This window comes from Klenkia terrae (genome assembly GCF_037083865.1).
Taxonomy (GTDB): domain Bacteria; phylum Actinomycetota; class Actinomycetes; order Mycobacteriales; family Geodermatophilaceae; genus Klenkia; species Klenkia terrae.
In genome coordinates, this window is record NZ_JBAPLV010000016.1 from 41,809 (window position 1) to 58,568 (window position 16,760).

Here is a 16,760-nt window from a genome sequence, read left to right on the forward strand (position 1 = left end):
GGGATCGGGCCATCCTGCGCGGGTGCCCTACGACGAGGAGCTCGCCGACCGCCTGCGCGCGGCGCTGTCGACCACGCCCCGGGTGTCGGAGAAGCGGATGTTCGGCGGCCTGGCCTTCCTGGTGGACGGCGCCCTGGCGGTGGCCGCCAGCGGACGCGGCGGGCTGATGGTCCGCTGCGACCCGGCCCTGGCCGACGAGCTGGTCGCCCGGCCCGGCGTCCAGCGCATGGTGATGCGCGGCCGTGAGATGGCCGGCTGGCTGCGGGTCGACGACGCGGCCGCCGACGACGAGTCGTCCCTGCGGGAGTGGGTGGCGGTGGGCCGGTCGGCCGCGGCGGGCTCGCTGCCGACCTGACGGAGCCGCCGGCGCCGGGCGGGTGCTCGCCCGGCCAGACGGGCCGCCGCTGAGCCGACCGGTAACCCGGCTCAGTGGCGACGTCGTCCTGGACCTGATCGGCCGGCCGGGGCGCGGGCTTGAGCGGCTACCCGACCCGGACCAGCAGCTCGCCGTGCAGCATGCCCAGCCAGCCGTCGTCGGCGCCGGCCCAGCGCTGCCAGGCGGCGGCGACCTCGGCCAGCTCGGCCGCGGTGGCCAGTCCGTAGGCCACCGCCTGCTCGGCGAACGCCGAGGCGGTGGCCCGGCCGGCCCAGGAGTCCCCCCACCAGCGCCGCTCCGCGTCGTCGGCGTAGCAGTAGGTGGACGCCGAGGCGGTCAGGTCGCGCAGGCCGGCGGCGTGCGCCCAGGCCCGCAGGCGGCGACCGGCGTCGGGCTCGGCGTCGTTGCGGCGGGCGACCCGGTGGTAGAGGTCCAGCCAGCGGTCGAGGCCCTCGTCGGCCGGGAACCAGGTGGTGGCCGCGTAGTCGACCTCCCGGACGGCGAGCAGCCCGCCGGGCCGGCAGACCCGCGCCATCTCCCGCAGCGCGGCCACCGGGTCGGTCAGGTGCTGCAGCACCTGGTGGGCGTGCACCACGTCGAAGGAGTCGTCGGGCAGGTCGAGTGCGTAGACGTCGCCCACGGCGAACTCGACCTGCTCGCCGTCCACCCGCGCACGGGCCTCGGCCAGCGGCGCCTCGGTGACGTCGACCCCCAGCACCCGGCCCGGCGCCACGCGGCGGGCCAGGTCGACGGTGATCGTGCCGGGCCCGCACCCCACGTCGAGCAGGTCGAGACCCGGGCGCAGGTGCGGCAGCAGGTACCCGGCGGAGTTCTCCGCGGTGCGCCAGCGGTGGGACTGCAGGACGGCGTCGGCATGGCCGTGGGTGTAGGTGTCCACGTCGTCATCGTGCACCCGGCCCATCCCACTCAATGAACACACCGTCTCACTGGTCGGGATAGCCGCCAGCCGGGCGTGCGACGATCCGGGGCATGAGCACCTCCGACCGGTTGGCCGTCCTGCGGGCGGCCACCGCCGACCTGCAGCCGCCGTTCGCCGTCGTGGACCTGGACGCCTTCGACGCCAACGCCGACGCCCTTGTGGCCCGTGCCGCCCCCGGCACGGCGATCAGGCTGGCCAGCAAGTCCGTCCGGTGCCGCCCGCTGACCGCCCGCGCCCTGGACCGGCCCGGCTTCGCCGGGATCCTGGCGCTCACCCTGCCCGAGGCGCTCTGGCTGGCCGGCGAGCACGACGACGTCGTCGTGGGCTACCCCAGCGTCGACACCGACGCGATCGCCGCGCTGGCCGCCGACCCCGCGCTGGCCGCCCGGGTGACGCTGATGGTCGACTCCGTCGAGTCCCTGGACGTCGTCGAGCACGCGGTCGGCCGGTCCCCCGCCGCCCCGGTCAAGGTGTGCCTGGACCTCGACGCCGCGCTCGAGCTGCTCGGCGGCCGGGTGCACCTGGGCCCGCTGCGCTCCCCCGTCCGCACCCCCGCCCAGGCGGTGGCGCTGGCCCGCGCGGTCCTCGACCGGCCGTGGTTGCGTCTGGACGGGCTGATGGCCTACGAGGGCCAGGTCGCCGGGGTGGGGGACGTCGTCGCGAACCCGCTCCGCCAAGCCACGGTGCGGGCGATGCAACGTGCGTCGAGCCGGGAGCTGGCCCGGCGGCGGGCCGAGGTGGTCGCCGCGGTGTCCGTGCTGGCCCCGCTGCGCTTCGTCAACGGCGGCGGCACGGGCTCCGTTGAGGCCACCTCCGCCGAGCCCGCCGTCACCGAGGTCGCCGCGGGGTCGGGCCTGTACGCCCCGGCCCTGTTCGACTCCTACCGCCGGTTCCGGGCCCGCCCGGCGGCCTACTTCGTGCAGCCGGTGGTGCGCCGGCCCTCGTCCCGGGTGGCGACCGCACTGGGCGGCGGGTGGATCGCCTCCGGTCCCCCCGGCGCCGACCGGCAGCCGACGATCGCCTGGCCGCCGGGTCTGCGGTACAACCCGCGCGAGGGCGCCGGCGAGGCGCAGACCCCCCTGCTGGGCGCCCCGGCCCCCGGGCTGCGGCTGGGCGACCGGATCTGGTTCCGGCACGCCAAGGCCGGCGAGCTCTGCGAGCGGGTGAACACCCTCCACCTGGTGTCCGGCGACCAGGTGGTCGGCGAGGCCCCTACCTACCGCGGGGAGGGCAAAGCCTTCCTCTGACCACCCTCCACGCCGGTGATCATGGAGGTGTCGCTCGTCCGACACGCGGGGACGGCGCGTCCACCGGCCACAACCCCATGATCACCGCGGTGGAGGGGGCGGGCGGGGGTCAGGTGAGGGCGGACGCCGCGGCTGGCACGGCCGCGGTGCGGTCGGCGGGCACCAGGCCGATCCTCGTGCGGCGGTCGAGGAGGTCGGCGACCGTGCGGGCGCCCTCGGCGGCCACCGCGAAGCGCAGCTCCCCCACCGTCTCGGGCCTGCCCGGCGCCACCGGTTCCGTCCCCAGCGCCAGCACGGCCGGCGCCTCGGTGCCGTACCGGGCGACCAGCCGGGCGGGGGCCGCGACCCGGTCCAGCACCCGCCGCGGGGCGGCGCCGACCAGCGGCAGCCGCGCGGTGACCGACCGGGTGGCTCCCCGGCCCAGGTGCGCGACGACGGCGTCCACCGTCTCCTCGGCCATCGCCCGGTAGGTGGTCAGCTTCCCGCCCACCACGGTCAGCACCGACCCCGACCGGTGCAGCAGGTGCTTGCGGGACAGGTCAGCGGTCGCGTCCCCCGGGCCGGTGCCCGCCGACGCGGGCAGCACGAGGGGCCGCAGGCCCGCGTAGGCGCCGACCACGTCGGCGGGGGTCAGCGGGTCGGCCAGCACCCGGTTCACCGTGCCGAGCAGCTGGTCGACCTCGGCGGGCGAGGGCTGCGGGTCGTCGTCGGGCACCGGCCCCTCGACCGGCTCGTCGGTGATCCCCACGAACACCAGCCCGGTGTCCTGCGGCAGCGCGAACACGTAGCGGGACCGGGAGCCCGGCAGCGGCACGGTCAGCGCGGCGGTGGGGTCGCCCAGCCGGGCCGACCTGACCACCAGGTGCGACCCCCGCGACGGCACCAGCCGGATCCCGTCGTCCAGACCGGCCGACCAGACGCCCGCGGCGTTGACCACCACGCCGGCCTCGACGTCCACCCGCCGTCCGTCGACCTCGACGGTCGCGGTGCGGCCGGCCACCCCGACCACGGTCGCCCCGGTCAGGACGGCGGCCCCGTACCCGGCGGCCGTGCGGGCCAGCGCCACCACCAGCCGGGCGTCGTCCACCAGCTGGCCGTCCCAGAACGCCACCCCACCGCCCCCGGGCCGGACGGCGGGCAGCCAGGCCGCCACCTGGTCGGCGTCCACCCGGCGGGCCCGCGGGAGCGACCCGCGACCGCCGCGCACCGACGTCCGCACCGCGTCGCCGAGCACGCCGCCCAGGCCAGCGACCGCGGCGACGTCCCGCCCGGCGGCGTCGGGCACGCAGAACGGCAGCGGCGCGACCAGGTGCGGCGCGGTGACGCCCATGAGGACGGCGCGCTCCCGGGCGGACTCCCGGGCCAGCCCGACCTCGCCGTGGGCCAGGTAGCGCAGCCCGCCGTGCACCAGCTTCGACGACCAGCGGCTGGTGCCCGCGGCCAGGTCGGCGCGCTCGCACAGCAGCACGGACAGCCCGCGGGACGCCGCGTCCAGCGCCACCCCCGCGCCGGTCACCCCGCCGCCCACGACGAGGACGTCGACCCGCGCCCCGAGCCGGTCGAGGTCGCGGCTGCGTCGGTCGGCGTCCAGCCGGGTTCCCGTCACGATCGCCCACCTTCCCAGGCATGGGAACCCTTGCACCCCCTCACGGGGCCCGGGAGGGGTGCAGGGGTTCCCATGCCGGAGGAGCCGGCCGGACGGCAGGGCGCGGGACGGCGGACGAGCCGGCCGGAGCGGGCAGACTGTCCCGGTGGCCGAGCAACCCGAACTGACCATCCAGGGCTGGGGTCCCCCGGGGACCCGCGTCGCGCACGTGGCCGACGGGGCGCTGGAGCTGACCGCCGACGCCGCGGTCAAGCGCACGCTGCCCAAGGCGGCCCGCAAGCACCTGGCCCGCGAACTGGGCTGGACCCCGCGCAGCACCCCGCCGGTGCCGGTCGACTCGATCGAGCTGGCGCCCAGCCGGCTGCCGGTGCCGGTGCGCGCCGAGCTGGTCACCCTGCTCGGGCTGGAGAACGTCCGCGACGACCGGGACTCCCGGCTGCGCCGCACCGGGGGCAAGAGCTACCTGGACCTGCTGCGCCGGCGGTCGGGGGACGCCACGGACGCGCCGGACGCCGTCCTCACCCCGGCCGACACCGCGCAGACCGCCGCGCTGCTCGAGCTGTGCACCCGGCACGGGGTGGTCGTCGTCCCCTTCGGCGGGGGCACCAGCGTGGTCGGCGGGCTGTCGGGCACCGACGTCGACGACCGGCCGGTGGTCGTGGTCGACCTGTCCCGGATGGCCGGGGTGGTGTCGGTCGACGTCCCGTCCTCGCTGGTCACCGCGGGCCCCGGCATGCGCGGGCCGGCCCTGGAGGACGCCCTCGCCGAGCACGACCTGACGCTGGGCCACCTGCCGCAGAGCTGGGAGTTCGCCACCCTGGGCGGCTACGCGGCCACCCGCAGCGCCGGCCAGGCCTCGACCGGGATCGGCCGCTTCGACGAGCTGGTCACCGGGCTGACCCTCGCCACCCCGACCGGGGTGCTGGAGCTGGGCCACGCCCCGGCGTCCGCGGCCGGCCCGGACCTGCTCGGGCTCGCCCTGGGCTCCGAGGGCACCCTCGGCGTGATCACGGAGGTCACCGTGCGGGTGCGGCCCCGCCCGCGCACCGAGGAGTACGAGGGCTGGTCCTTCCGCAGCTGGGCCGCCGGCCTGGCCGCCCTGCAGCGGCTGGCCCGGCACGACCTGCTGCCCGACGTCGTCCGGCTCAGCGACCCCGACGAGACCCGGGCCAACCTGATGCTGGCCAGCGGGGCCGGCGCCCGGGCGCTGCGCGGCGCCCTGCGCGGCCGCGGCCACGGCGACGGCTGCCTGCTGGTGGTCGGCTGGCAGGGGCTCCCGACGATCGTCCGGGCCCGGCAGCGCGCGGCCACCTCGCTGCTGCGCGAGGACGGCGGCAAGCGCGCCGGCACCCGGGTCGGCGAGTCCTGGGAGCGGCACCGGTTCGAGGCCCCCTACCTGCGGGACCGGCTGCTGGACGTCGGCCTGCTGGTGGAGACGCTGGAGACCGCGGCCACCTGGAGCGCGCTGCCGACGGTCTACGACGCCGCCCGGCGGGCGCTGCGGGAGGCGCTGTCCACCCCCGGCACGCAGCCGCTGGTGATGACCCACCTGTCCCACGGCTACGCCACCGGCGGCTCGCTGTACCTGACCGTGCTGGCCGACCGGGACGACGACCTGCCGATCCAGCAGTGGCTGACCGCCAAGCGGGCCGCGACCGACGCGGTGCTGGCCGCCGGCGGCACGCTGACCCACCACCACGCGGTCGGCGCGGACCACCGGCCGTGGCTGGACCGCGAGATCGGCCCGCGCGGGGTCGACGTGCTGCGGGCGGTCAAGGCCACGCTGGACCCCGCCGGCATCTGCAACCCGGGGGTGCTGCTGCCGTCCTGACCGCGTGTCGGGTTTGGCGTGGGCCCAGCGTGGACACAGTGCCGCCCATGAGCCAGGACGTCGAGAACAGCGCGCCCGGGCACGGATCCATCGAGCTCGCCGACGACGGGCAGCTGCTCGTGTTCACCGGCGAGATCGACAAGGACGTCGTCCGGCACTTCCGGTTGATGGTGCGCCCGGCCGACTGGCCCAGTCGCGTCGACGCCCGCGAGGTCACCTTCATGAGCTCGGCCGGGCTGGAGCTGATGGTGCACCTGGCCCGCAAGCAGAAGCGGGCCGGCGCCGAGCTCGAGGTCATCGAGCCCCCGACGTCGCTGCGGCTGCTGCTCAACCAGACCGGGCTGAACCGGGTGTTCCGCTCGGTGCCGGCCCCCGTCACGCCCGCCTGAGCTCGGCGGCCAGCGCCACCAACTCGTCGAGCACGACGCCCACCACCCGGCGCTCGGCGACGTCCGGACGGACGAGGGCGTCCACCTGCCGCCCGGCCCGCACGCCGGCGAGCGGGACCAGCCGCACCCCGGGGTGCCCCCCGCAGCTGTAGCGCGGCAGCAGCGCAATCCCGTGCCCGGCGGCCACCAGCGCCTCCACGACGTGGAAGTCGTTGATCCGCTGCACCACCCGCGGCACGGTGCCCGCCCGGACCCCGATGTCGTCGAGCACCCGGGCCACCGGGAACCCCTCGCGCACGGCGATCCACCCGGCGCCGTCGAGGTCGGCCGGGGCCAGTGCCGCCCGGGCGGCGAGCGGTGAGTCGACGGGGACGGCGACGTCCATCGGCTCGCGCAGCAGCGGGACCACCCGCACGCCGTCGCCCCATCCCGCCGGGCCCTCGGCCGGCCGGTGCGCCACGACCACGTCGTGCCGGTCGGCCAACGCAGGGAAGGCGTCCTGTGCGACGTCCTCGTCCGCGCACTCCACGGCGATGCCGCCGCGGGCCGCGACCCGGGTGAGCAGGCCGGGCAGCAGCAGCCGGGCCGCGCTCTGGAACGCCGACACCCGCACCGTGCCGGTCGGCGAGCCGGCGAACTCCGCGCAAGCGCTGCGGGCTCGCTCCAGGGCGACGGCCACGTCGAGGGCGGCGTCGGCCAGCGCGTCGCCGGCCGCGGTCAACCGCAGCCCGCGGCCGACCCGCTCGGTCAGCGGGACCCCGGCGTCCCGGGTGAGCCCGGCCAGCTGCTGGGACACCGCGGACGGCGTGAGGTGCAGGACGGCGGCCGCCCCGGTCACCCCGCCCTGGGTGCGCACCGCGCGCAGGGTCTGCAACGCCCGAACGTCCATGAAGCGACGCTACATCGACAGGTGAGCAGCATTCGCTGGTGCTGCACGCCCGAGGGCCGCAGGGTGACCGGTGTGAGCACCCGTGACCGCCTGCTGGCCTGCGTCGTCGCCGTCTGCTGGGGCCTGAACTTCGTGGCCATCCACCTGTCGCTCGAGCAGTTCCCGCCGTTCTTCCTCGTCGCCCTCCGGTTCGCGGTCATCGCCGTCCCGACGGTGCTGCTGGTTCCCCGCCCGGGCGTCCCGTGGCGCTGGGTGCTCGGCTACGGGGTGGGGTTCGGCGTCCTGCAGTTCCTCTTCCTCTACCTGGCGATGGCGGTCGGCATGCCGACCGGGCTGGCCTCGCTGGTGCTGCAGTCCTCGGCGCCGTTCACCGTGCTGCTGGCCGGCGTCCTGCTGCGCGAGCGGCTCACCGGCCGGCAGGGCCTGGGCGTGGCCGTCGCGCTGGTCGGGCTGGGCGGCATCGCGGTGCACCGGGCCGAGGTCGACGGCGGCACCTTGCTGCTGCCGGTGCTGCTGACGCTGTGCGGCGGGCTCGGCTGGGCGCTGGGGAACCTGGCCACCCGGCAGGCCCGGGCACCCCACCCGCTGCGCCTCACGCTGTGGATGTCGGTGGTGCCGCCGCTGCCGATGCTGGCGGCGTCGCTGCTGGTCGAGGGCCCGGCGCGGATCGGCCAGGGGTTCACCGGGCTGACGTCGACCCCCGGCCTGCTCGCCCTGGGTGGGCTGGTCTACACCGTCCTGGTGGGCACCCTGCTGGGCTCGGGACTGTGGGCGGCCCTGATGAGCCGCAACCCGTCGTCGGCGGTGGCGCCGTTCTCGATGCTGGTCCCGGTGGTGGGCATCGGCGCCGCCTGGGCGCTGCTCGGCGAGCCGACGTCGGCCCCCGAGCTGGCCTGGGGGGCGCTGGTGGTCGCCGGGGTGCTGGTCGGGTCAGCGCGTCCGGCGCACCGGGGGCAGCTTGTCGGCCAGGCTGCGGGAGGCGAAGCCGCCGACGACGGCCGAGAGCACCCCGACCAGGACGACGAAGCCCGTCCCGACCTGCTGGGCTCCCAGGGCCGCTAGGGCGAAGAAGCAGATCGCGGCCACCGCGACGGCCAGCCCCAGGCCCAGGACGACGACGAACCAAGCGGGTTGCTGCTGCTGCTCCTCGGGCTCCACCGGGACAGTCTGCCCCGTCTGGGATCGTTCCCCCATGAGTTCCCCCCTGGTGACCAGCGAGGTCGGCCGGCTGCGCACCGTCGTCCTGCACCGGCCCGGCGCCGAGCTGCGCCGGCTGACGCCGCGCAACAACGACGAGCTGCTCTTCGACGGCGTGCCGTGGGTGGCCCGCGCGCAGGAGGAGCACGACGCCTTCGCCGGCGCGCTGACCGAGCGCGGGGTCGAGGTGCTCTACGTCGACCGGCTGCTGGCCGAGGTGCTCGACGTGCCGGCGGCCCGGGAGCAGCTGGTCGCCGCGGCGGTGGACGACCCGCGGATCGGGGCCACCCTGCAGCACGCCTGCGTGGACCACCTGTCCGGGCTGGCCTCGACCGACCTGGCCGCGGCGCTGATCGGCGGGCTCGCCCACGACGAGCTCCCCGGCGCCCGCGGGCTGGCCTGGGAGCTGATGGGCCAGGGCGACTTCGTCGTCCGGCCGCTGCCGAACCTGCTGTTCACCCGCGACTCCAGCGTCTGGGTGGGCGACCAGGTGGCGATCACCTCGCTGGCTATGCCCGCGCGGCACCGGGAGTCCACGATCACCGGGGCGATCTACCAGCACCACCCCCGCTTCGGCGGGCCGCAGCGGCTGTACGACCCGTCCCTGGAGCACCTGGAGGGCGGCGACGTGCTGGCGCTGGCGCCCGGCGTGCTGGCCGTGGGCGTCGGCGAGCGGACGACAGCCGGCGGGGCCGAGCGGCTGGCCCGCCGGGTCTTCGCCCGCGGGCTGGCGCACACGGTGCTGGTGGTACCGATCGCGCAGGAGCGGGCCACCATGCACCTGGACACCATCGCCACGATGGTCGACGTCGACGCGATGGTCATGTACCCCGCGGTGGCCGACACCCTCGTCGCCTGGACGGTGCGCGCCGGGGCCGACCTGCCCGACGACGACGACACCGTCGACCTGCAGGTCAGCGGACCGGCCCCGTTCCTCACCGCCGCGTCGGCGGCCATGGGCATCGACCGGCTCCGGCTGATCGACACCGGGCTGGACCCGGTCACCGCCGAGCGCGAGCAGTGGGACGACGGCAACAACACCCTCGCCCTGGGCCCCCGCCTCGCCGTGGCCTACGAGCGCAACACGGTCACCAACAAGGCGCTGGAGGCCGCGGGCATCGAGGTCGTGGCGATCGCCGGGGACCAGCTGGGCAGCGGCCGCGGCGGACCACGGTGCATGAGCTGCCCCGTGGTCCGCGACCCCCTACCGGCCTGAGCGGACGCCGAGCGCCTCGACGTGCGGTGAGCTGAACACCCGGCCGGGGTCCAGGGCGTCGAACAACGCCCGGGCCTCGGCCAGCCGGGGCACGACCGCGGCCAGGTCGGCCCCGGCGTGCGCCTTGCCCCAGTGCGGACGCGCGCCGAACGCGGCGAGCACCTCGCCCACCAGCGGGATGCCCACCTCGCGGGCACCGGCGGTCTTGCGCCAGGTGAAGTGCACCGCCAGGGAGTCCCGGCCGTGCGCCATCGACAGCCACAGCCGGTCGGCGGCCACCGTGCGCAGCTCGCTGACCACCAGGTGCTCCCGGATCCGGTGGCCCACGGCCGCCACGGCGGCGATCGCGGCGGCCGCGTCGGCCCGGTCGACGAAGAACTCCGACTGGATCTCGTCGCCGTTGCTGGGGGTCGCGTCGTGCCGGAAGTGCGGCAGCCGCTCGTGCCACGGCCCCGGCTCCCCGCCCTGCGGGGTCACGTTGCCGACGATCTCGTCGGTGATCCGGTCCCGGCTCACCGGGTCGCGCGGAGCGCCCAGCACCTCGTCGGGCACGTCGGCCGGGAGCCGGGTCTTCACCCACAGGTCGGCGGTGCCCTCCCAGCGGGTGAACGCGCTGACGCTGTCGCCGACGCCGAACGCCTCGTGGACGCCGGCGACGGGCAGGCCGCGGTAGACGTCCTGACGGACCTGGTAGGTCGGCTCCGTGGCCAGCACCAACTCGGTGACCACGCCGATCGACCCCAGTGCGACGGCCTGCGCCTCGACGTCGGCTCCGGCGACCTCGCGCAGCGCGCCGTCCGGGCCGACCAGGGTGAACGCCCGGACGGCGGTGGCCAGCGCACCGGCCCGGTCGCCGGAGCCGTGCGTCCCGGTGGCGACCGCGCCGCCGACCGAGATGTGCGGCAGGGAGCCCATGGTGTGCAGAGCCCGCCCGTGCCGCTGCAGCTCGCGGGCCAGCGCACCGAACGTCGTCCCGGCGCTCACCGCGACCGTGCCGTCGTCTCGGACGTCGACCCGGTCGGGCAGCGCGGTCAGGTCCAGCAGCACGCCGGGTGAGTCGGCCAGCCCGTTGAAGGTGTGCCGGGTGCCCAGCGCCCGCACGGCCGTCGCCCGCGCCACCTCCTCCTGCAGCTGCTCGACGTCGGTCGGCCGGTGGATCGGGGCGGTGAACTCGTAGGTCCCCGCCCAGTCGCTCTGCACGCAGGTCCTCCTGGGGGTGGTCGTCCCCCCACCGTAGGCGCCCGACTGTTCAGTACAGGCGTACCAGATGACTGGTACGGTCGTACCGATCAACGGAAGGAGGCCGTCGTGGCCTGGGTGCTCGTCGTCGTGGCCGGTCTGTTCGAGACCGCGTTCGCCGTCTCGCTGAAGAACTCGGAGGGGTTCAGCCGGCTGTGGTGGACGATCTCCTTCATCGTCTGCGCCGGGATCAGCTTCACGCTGCTGACCATCGCGCTGCGCACGCTGCCGGTGGGCACCGCCTACGCCGTGTGGACCGGCATCGGCGCGGCCGGCACGGCGGTGATCGGCATGTGGCTGCTCGGCGACCCGGTCGGCACGCTGCGCATCCTGTCCATCGTGCTCATCGTCGCCGGGGTGATCGGCCTCAACCTCGCCCCCTCGTCGGCCCACTGATGGCGGCCCCCACGGGCACCACGCCCAAGGGAGAGGCCCGCCGGGAGGCGCTGGTGGCCGCGGCGGCCGAGCTGGTGGCCGGGCACGGACCCGACGCCGTCTCCCACCGCTCGGTCGCCGCCGCGGCCGGGCTGCCCCTGGCGGCCACCACCTACTACTTCCGCGACCTCACCGACCTGCTCGTGGCCGCGGTCGACCGGGTGTCCGCCGCCGAGGTCGCCGGCGCCGAGGCCGTCGTGGCCGCCGCGGGCCGGGGCCGACGGTCCGCGCGCACCACGGCGGGTCTGGTGGCCGACGTCCTGCTGGGGACCGGGCGGCACACCGACGCCGACCTGCAGGCGCACTACGAACGCCTGCTGGCCGGGGGGCGGCACCCCGCCGTGCGGCCGGTGCTGCAGGCCGCCGGCGCCCGGCTGCACGGCCTGGTCGGGGAGCTGCTGACCGGCGGGGAGCACCGGGAGGTCCCGGTCGCCGTCGTCGTCGCGGTGGTCGACGGGACGGTGGTGTCCGCGCTCGTCGAGCGGGACGGCCACGCCCGGGCCGCCGCCGAGGAGGCCGTCACGGACCTGCTCAGCCGCCGACGCCGCTGGTGAGCACCCGAACGGCGTAAATCGCGGTTACCTGGTGCACCACGGGGGTAGGTGCGCTCTGCCGTTCAGCCCAGAGCGCAGGAGGAAGCAGTGACCACCACGGACACCACCCCAGGACGACCGCCGCGTGCCCACGAGGACGTGGTGGACACCGCCACCGCACGCCGGGTGGTCGTCGTCCACCGGATCGGCGCCTTCGCCGTCGCCGGGGTGCTCGCCGTCTTCGGCCTCCTCGGCTTCGTCGGCGGCCTGGCCTTCTTCGACACCACCGGTGGCAGCGTCGCCGGGCTGTCCAGCAACGGCCTGCTGTCGGCCATCTCGCTGCTCACCGCCGCCGTGCTCGTCGCGGCCGCGCTCAAGGGCGGCCGGATCGCCGGCATCGTGATGACCGGGGTCGGGATCGCCTTCCTGCTCTCGGCCTTCTGGCACCTGTTCGTGCTCAACAGCCGCTTGAACGTGCTGGCCTTCGAGATGTCCAACGTGATCTTCTCGATCGTCGTCGGCCTGCTGCTGCTCACCCTGGGCCTGTACGGCCGGGTCAGCGGCAACCTCCCCGAGGACAACCCCTACCGCCCGGGCCCCGGCCAGGACGTCGGCATCGACGAGGAGCCCGAGCTGCCCCCGGCCACCGCCGAGGAGCTGCGCGCCGAGCGCGAGATGCGCGAGGCCGAGGTCGCCGTCACCGAGCACCGCGCGACGCCCGAGCAGCACCGCCGGGTCCAGGCGATGGCCGCCGAGCGCACCAAGGCCGGCCGCCGCCGCGTCTGGATGGCGCAGTCCTGACGTGGTGGAGTCGCAGCGCATCGTGAACCGAGCGCTGCGACTCCACCCGAGCGCTACAGGCCCTGGGCCAGGCGGTGGTAGGCCGCCGACCAGCGCAGCTCCTTGGCCAGCCCCCGACGGGTGGTGTCGGCGTCGATGACCACCAGCTCGGTGCGGAAGACGTCGGCCAGGTCGGTCAGCTCGGCCGACGTCAGCTGGGTGGTCAGCACCGTGTGGTGCGGACCGCCGGCGGTCAGCCAGCCCTCGGTCGAGGTGGCGAAGTCCGGCCGGGGCTCCCAGACCGCCCGTGCGACCGGCAGGTTCGGCAGCGGCTCGGACGGCGGGACGACGTCGATCTCGTTGGCCACCCAGCGGAACCGCTCCCCCAGGTCCGCCCAGCCGATGACGACGCCCTCGGCGGGAGCGGCGGAGAAGACCAGGCGTGCCGGGTCCTCCTTGCCGCCGATGCCCAGCGGGTGCACCTCGAGCGAGGGCTGCTCGCCGGAGATCGTCGGGCAGACCTCCAGCATGTGCGCGCCGAGGATCTTCGGGGTCTCCGAGGACAGGTCGTAGGTGTAGTCCTCCATGAAGGAGGTGCCGCCGGGCAGGCCGCGGCCGGCGGTCTTCAGCACCCGGAGCAGGGCCGAGGTCTTCCAGTCGCCCTCGCCGCCGAAGCCGTAGCCGTCGGCCATCAGCCGCTGCACGGCCAGGCCGGGGAGCTGGCGCAGCGTGCCCAGGTCCTCGAAGTTGGTGGTGAAGGCGCCGAACCCGCCGTCGGTGAGGAAGGTGCGCAGCGCGACCTCCAGGGTGGCCTGGTAGCGCACCGAGTGGTGCCGGTCGCCGCCGGGCCGCAGGTCCTCGGCGACGGAGTACAGGTCCAGGTACTCGGCGATCACCGCGTCCACCGCGGCGTCCTCCACCGCGTCGACGACGGCAGCCAGGTCGTTGATGCCGTAGGTGTTCACCGAGACGCCGAAGCGCAGCTGGGCCTCGACCTTGTCGCCCTCGGTCACCGCGACGTTGCGCATGTTGTCGCCGAACTGGGCCAGCTTGAGCGAGCGCGCGTCGGCGGCGGCCACCGCGGCGCGGGCCCAGCCACCGACCCGGGCCTGCACGGCGGGGTTGGAGGCGTGCCCGGCCACGGTGGTGCGCGGCACCCGCAGCCGGGTCAGGGCGTAGCCGTACTCCCGGTCGCCGTGCGCGGCCTGGTTGAGGTTCATGAAGTCCATGTCGATCGTCGCCCACGGCAGGGCGGCGTCGGCCTGGGTGTGCAGGTGCAGCAGCGGCTTGCGCAGCGCGTCCAGGCCGGCGATCCACATCTTGGCCGGGCTGAAGGTGTGCATCCAGGTGATGACACCGATGCAGGCGGCGCTCTCGTTGGCCTCGCCCATCGCGCGGCGGATCGCGGCCGGCTCCTTGAGCACGGGCTTCCAGACGATCCGCACCGGCACGACGGCCGCGTCGTCCAGCGTCGCGGCGACCCGCTGGGACTGCTCGGCGACCTGCTGCAGGGTCTCCTCGCCGTAGAGGTCCTGGCTGCCGGTGAAGAACCAGATCTCCTGGTCGGGGAACGGGGACTCGCTGGTCATGTCGGTGCTCACTTCTGTCCGTAGACGTTCTGGTAGCGCTCGTACAGGGCGTCGATGTCGGCCTGGGGGATCGGGACGGGCTCGCCGAGCTGCCGGGAGATGTGCACCGTGCGGGCGACGTCCTCGGCCATGACGGCGGCCTTCACCGCGGCCTTGGCGCTCTTCCCGATCGTGAACACGCCGTGGTTCTGCATGAACACCGCCGGCGAGCGGTGCCCGGCCAGCGTCTCCACGATGCCGCGGCCGATCGAGTCGTCGCCGATCAGGGCGAACGGGCCGATCGGGATGGGCCCGCCGAACTCGTCGGCCATCGCGGTGAGCACGCACGGCACCGGCTCGGCGCGCGCCGCCCAGGCCGCGGCGTAGGTGCTGTGCGTGTGCACCTGGCCGTTGACCTCGGGCATGTTCCGGTAGACGTAGGCGTGCGCGTCGGTGTCCGAGGACGGGGCCCGCACGCCGTCGACGGCGTTGCCGTCCAGGTCGCAGACCGTGATGCCCTCCCAGGTCAGCGTGTCGTACTCGACCCCGCTGCCCTTGATCACGAACAGGTCATTGCCGGGCACCCGCTCGCTGACGTTGCCGGCGGTCCAGGTGACCAGCGCGTTGGTCACCAGCAGGCCGTGCAGCGCGGCGACGTGCTCCCGCAGCTCGCGGTGGGTGCCCTGCTCGGACGCCGCCGCCGCGCGCACGGTCAGCCGGGTGGGGGTGCTGCCGTCACACGCCGAGCACATCGGGCTGCTCCTCGATCGCGGGGGCCTCGACCTCGGGGACGACCGGGGTCGAGGTGGTGGGTGCACCGCCGGTGCGGCGGGCGGCGGCCTCGCGGCGCAGCGCGCGCAGCCGGTGCAGGACGTCGTTGCCCCCGCCCGGCTGGTCCTCGCCGCGGCCGAAGAAGTCGTGCAGCCGGCGGTACTCGGCGAACAGGGCGTCGTAGCGGTCGGCCCGCTCGTCGTCGGGGGTGTAGACCCCGCGCAGCACCTTGCCCATGACCCGCGACGCGGCCGGCACGTCGGGGTAGGCCCCGGCGGCGACGGCGGCGTGGATGGCCGAGCCCAGCGCCGGCCCCTGCTCGGAGTCGATCGTGGACAGCGGTCGGCGGCAGATGTCGGAGTACAGCTGCATCAGGAAGGTGTTCTTGAGCAGCCCGCCGGCGACGACCAGCTCGGTGACCGGGACGCCGGACCCCTCGAAGGCCTCGATGATCGTGCGGGTGCCGAAGGCGGTGGCCTCCAGCAGGGCGCGGTAGGTGTCCTCCGGGCGGGTGGCCAGGGTCTGGCCGAGCACCACGGCCGAGAGCTCCGCGTCGACCAGCACCGAGCGGTTGCCGTTGTGCCAGTCCAGGGCCACCAGGCCGTGCTCGCCGACCTCCTGCTGGGCAGCCAGCTCGGTGAGCAGCTGGTGCACGCTGATCCCGCGCTCGCCGGCGGCCTGCACGTAGGCCGGCGGCACCGAGGTGTCGACGAACCAGCCGAAGATGTCGCCGACGCCGCTCTGGCCGGCCTCGTAGCCGTAGCGCCCGGCGGTGATGCCGCCCTCGACGACCCCGCACATGCCCGGGACCTCGGCGAGGGTCTCGCCGTTCATGACGTGGCAGGTCGAGGTGCCCATGATGGCGACCATCTGGCCCGGGTCGATGGCCTGCGCGGCCGGGGCGGTGACGTGCGCGTCGACGTTGCCGACGGCGACCGCGATGCCCTCGGGCAGGCCGGTCCAGGCCGCCGCCTCGCGGGTCAACCCGCCGGCCCGCTCGCCCAGCTCGCCGATCCGGTGGTCGAGCTTGTCGTCGACGAAGCCGGCGAAGTCGGGGTTCAGCGCGGCCAGGAACTCCCGCGAGGGGTAGGCGCCGTCCTGCCGGATGCCCTTGTAGCCCGCCGTGCAGGCGTTGCGGACGTACTTGCCGCACAGCTGCCAGACGATCCAGTCGGCGGCCTCGACCCAGTGCTCGGTGGCGGCGTAGACCTCGGGGTCCTCCTCCAGCAGCTGCAGGCCCTTGGCGAACTCCCACTCGCTGGAGATCAGCCCGCCGTAGCGCGGCAGCCACGGCTCCCCGCGCTGCGCGGCCAGGGCGTTGATCCGGTCGGCGTGCGGCTGGGCGGCGTGGTGCTTCCACAGCTTGACGAAGGCGTGCTTGCGCCCGGCGAACTCCGGCAGCTCGCACAGCGGGGTGCCGTCGGCCGTGGTCGGGACCATCGTGCAGGCGGTGAAGTCGGTGGCGATGCCGATGACGTCGGCCGGGTCGACGCCGGAGTCGCGCACCGCGAGCGGCACCGCCGTCCGCAGCACGTCGACGTAGTCCGCGGGCACCTGCAGGGCCCAGTCCGGCGGCAGCTGCTCACCGGTGCCGGGCAGCTCCCGGTCGACCACGGCGTGCGGGTAGGGGTGGGTGGCGCTGGCCAGCTCGGCCCCGTCGGACACCCGGACGACGACCGCCCGGCCCGACAGGGTGCCGTAGTCGACGCCCACCACGTACTGCTCGCTCACGACGTTCCTCCT

General features: G+C 75.5%; 16 protein-coding genes. 9 read left to right on the forward strand and 7 right to left on the reverse strand.

Annotation, left to right across the window (positions count from 1 at the left end):
* Positions 1-22 precede the first annotated feature (22 nt).
* Complete coding sequence (locus UXQ13_RS14965) at positions 23-355, forward strand: TfoX/Sxy family protein (RefSeq protein ID WP_225234024.1); 333 nt, start codon at positions 23-25, stop codon at positions 353-355.
* Positions 356-482: 127 nt separating this feature from the next.
* Here UXQ13_RS14965 and UXQ13_RS14970 read toward each other — a convergent pair whose 3' ends face one another.
* Positions 483-1,274: a methyltransferase domain-containing protein gene (locus tag UXQ13_RS14970; protein ID WP_336392502.1), complete on the reverse strand. Its 792-nt coding sequence runs from the start codon at positions 1,272-1,274 to the stop codon at positions 483-485.
* Between the two features lie 92 nt (positions 1,275-1,366).
* Here UXQ13_RS14970 and UXQ13_RS14975 point away from each other — a divergent pair, with 92 nt between their 5' ends.
* A complete protein-coding gene (locus tag UXQ13_RS14975; protein WP_225234022.1) occupies positions 1,367-2,563 on the forward strand; it encodes an alanine racemase in 1,197 nt (398 codons plus the stop codon).
* A 109-nt stretch (positions 2,564-2,672) separates the two neighbouring features.
* On the opposite strand, the gene UXQ13_RS14980 is transcribed toward UXQ13_RS14975, so the two are convergent.
* Complete coding sequence (locus tag UXQ13_RS14980; RefSeq protein WP_225234021.1) at positions 2,673-4,169, reverse strand: glycerol-3-phosphate dehydrogenase/oxidase; 1,497 nt, start codon at positions 4,167-4,169, stop codon at positions 2,673-2,675.
* 145 nt (positions 4,170-4,314) lie between these two features.
* Here UXQ13_RS14980 and UXQ13_RS14985 point away from each other — a divergent pair, with 145 nt between their 5' ends.
* Together UXQ13_RS14985 and UXQ13_RS14990 are read left to right on the forward strand one after the other, a co-directional pair.
* On the forward strand, positions 4,315-6,000 hold the full coding sequence (locus UXQ13_RS14985; RefSeq protein WP_225234020.1) for an FAD-binding oxidoreductase: 1,686 nt from the start codon (positions 4,315-4,317) through the stop codon (positions 5,998-6,000).
* A gap of 47 nt (positions 6,001-6,047) precedes the next feature.
* The gene (locus tag UXQ13_RS14990; protein ID WP_225234019.1) at positions 6,048-6,389 is read left to right on the forward strand and encodes an STAS domain-containing protein; all 342 of its coding nucleotides are present in this window, start codon (positions 6,048-6,050) and stop codon (positions 6,387-6,389) included.
* Here UXQ13_RS14990 and UXQ13_RS14995 read toward each other — a convergent pair.
* Positions 6,376-7,278 (reverse strand): LysR family transcriptional regulator, encoded by a 903-nt coding sequence (locus UXQ13_RS14995; protein ID WP_225234018.1) that lies wholly within the window; start codon positions 7,276-7,278, stop codon positions 6,376-6,378. The two genes, UXQ13_RS14990 and UXQ13_RS14995, sit on opposite strands and share 14 nt — an antisense overlap.
* Positions 7,279-7,350: 72 nt before the next feature.
* Between UXQ13_RS14995 and UXQ13_RS15000 the strand changes: the two genes are divergently transcribed.
* Together UXQ13_RS15000 and UXQ13_RS15005 are read left to right on the forward strand one after the other, a co-directional pair.
* On the forward strand, positions 7,351-8,340 hold the full coding sequence (locus UXQ13_RS15000; protein WP_225234017.1) for an EamA family transporter: 990 nt from the start codon (positions 7,351-7,353) through the stop codon (positions 8,338-8,340).
* Positions 8,341-8,470: 130 nt separating this feature from the next.
* Complete coding sequence (locus UXQ13_RS15005) at positions 8,471-9,691, forward strand: arginine deiminase (protein WP_225234016.1); 1,221 nt, start codon at positions 8,471-8,473, stop codon at positions 9,689-9,691.
* Here UXQ13_RS15005 and UXQ13_RS15010 read toward each other — a convergent pair.
* Positions 9,680-10,891: an FAD-binding protein gene (locus UXQ13_RS15010; RefSeq protein ID WP_225234015.1), complete on the reverse strand. Its 1,212-nt coding sequence runs from the start codon at positions 10,889-10,891 to the stop codon at positions 9,680-9,682. The two genes, UXQ13_RS15005 and UXQ13_RS15010, sit on opposite strands and share 12 nt — an antisense overlap.
* Before the next feature lie 108 nt (positions 10,892-10,999).
* Between UXQ13_RS15010 and UXQ13_RS15015 the strand changes: the two genes are divergently transcribed.
* The 3 genes from UXQ13_RS15015 (at position 11,000) to UXQ13_RS15025 (ending at position 12,699) form a co-directional block, all read left to right on the forward strand.
* Entirely contained in the window at positions 11,000-11,326 is a 327-nt protein-coding gene (locus tag UXQ13_RS15015) for a DMT family transporter (RefSeq protein WP_225234014.1), read from the forward strand.
* Entirely contained in the window at positions 11,326-11,919 is a 594-nt protein-coding gene (locus UXQ13_RS15020; protein WP_225234013.1) for a TetR/AcrR family transcriptional regulator, read from the forward strand. Before UXQ13_RS15015 ends, UXQ13_RS15020 begins: the two co-directional genes overlap by 1 nt.
* Positions 11,920-12,006: 87 nt before the next feature.
* A complete protein-coding gene (locus UXQ13_RS15025; RefSeq protein WP_225234012.1) occupies positions 12,007-12,699 on the forward strand; it encodes a DUF4383 domain-containing protein in 693 nt (230 codons plus the stop codon).
* Positions 12,700-12,752: 53 nt separating this feature from the next.
* Here the strand turns inward: UXQ13_RS15025 and araA are convergent, their stop codons facing one another.
* The 3 genes from araA to araB are packed head-to-tail and all read right to left on the reverse strand — an operon-like array spanning position 12,753 to position 16,748.
* Positions 12,753-14,279: an L-arabinose isomerase gene (araA, locus tag UXQ13_RS15030; protein WP_336392503.1), complete on the reverse strand. Its 1,527-nt coding sequence runs from the start codon at positions 14,277-14,279 to the stop codon at positions 12,753-12,755.
* Positions 14,276-14,998 carry an L-ribulose-5-phosphate 4-epimerase gene (locus tag UXQ13_RS15035; RefSeq protein WP_225234010.1) on the reverse strand — a complete coding sequence of 241 codons (723 nt, stop codon included), beginning with the start codon at positions 14,996-14,998 and terminating at the stop codon, positions 14,276-14,278. The genes araA and UXQ13_RS15035 overlap by 4 nt, the downstream gene beginning before the upstream one ends.
* Complete coding sequence (araB, locus tag UXQ13_RS15040; RefSeq protein WP_225234009.1) at positions 14,982-16,748, reverse strand: ribulokinase; 1,767 nt, start codon at positions 16,746-16,748, stop codon at positions 14,982-14,984. Before araB ends, UXQ13_RS15035 begins: the two co-directional genes overlap by 17 nt.
* Between the last annotated feature and the right edge of the window lie 12 nt (positions 16,749-16,760).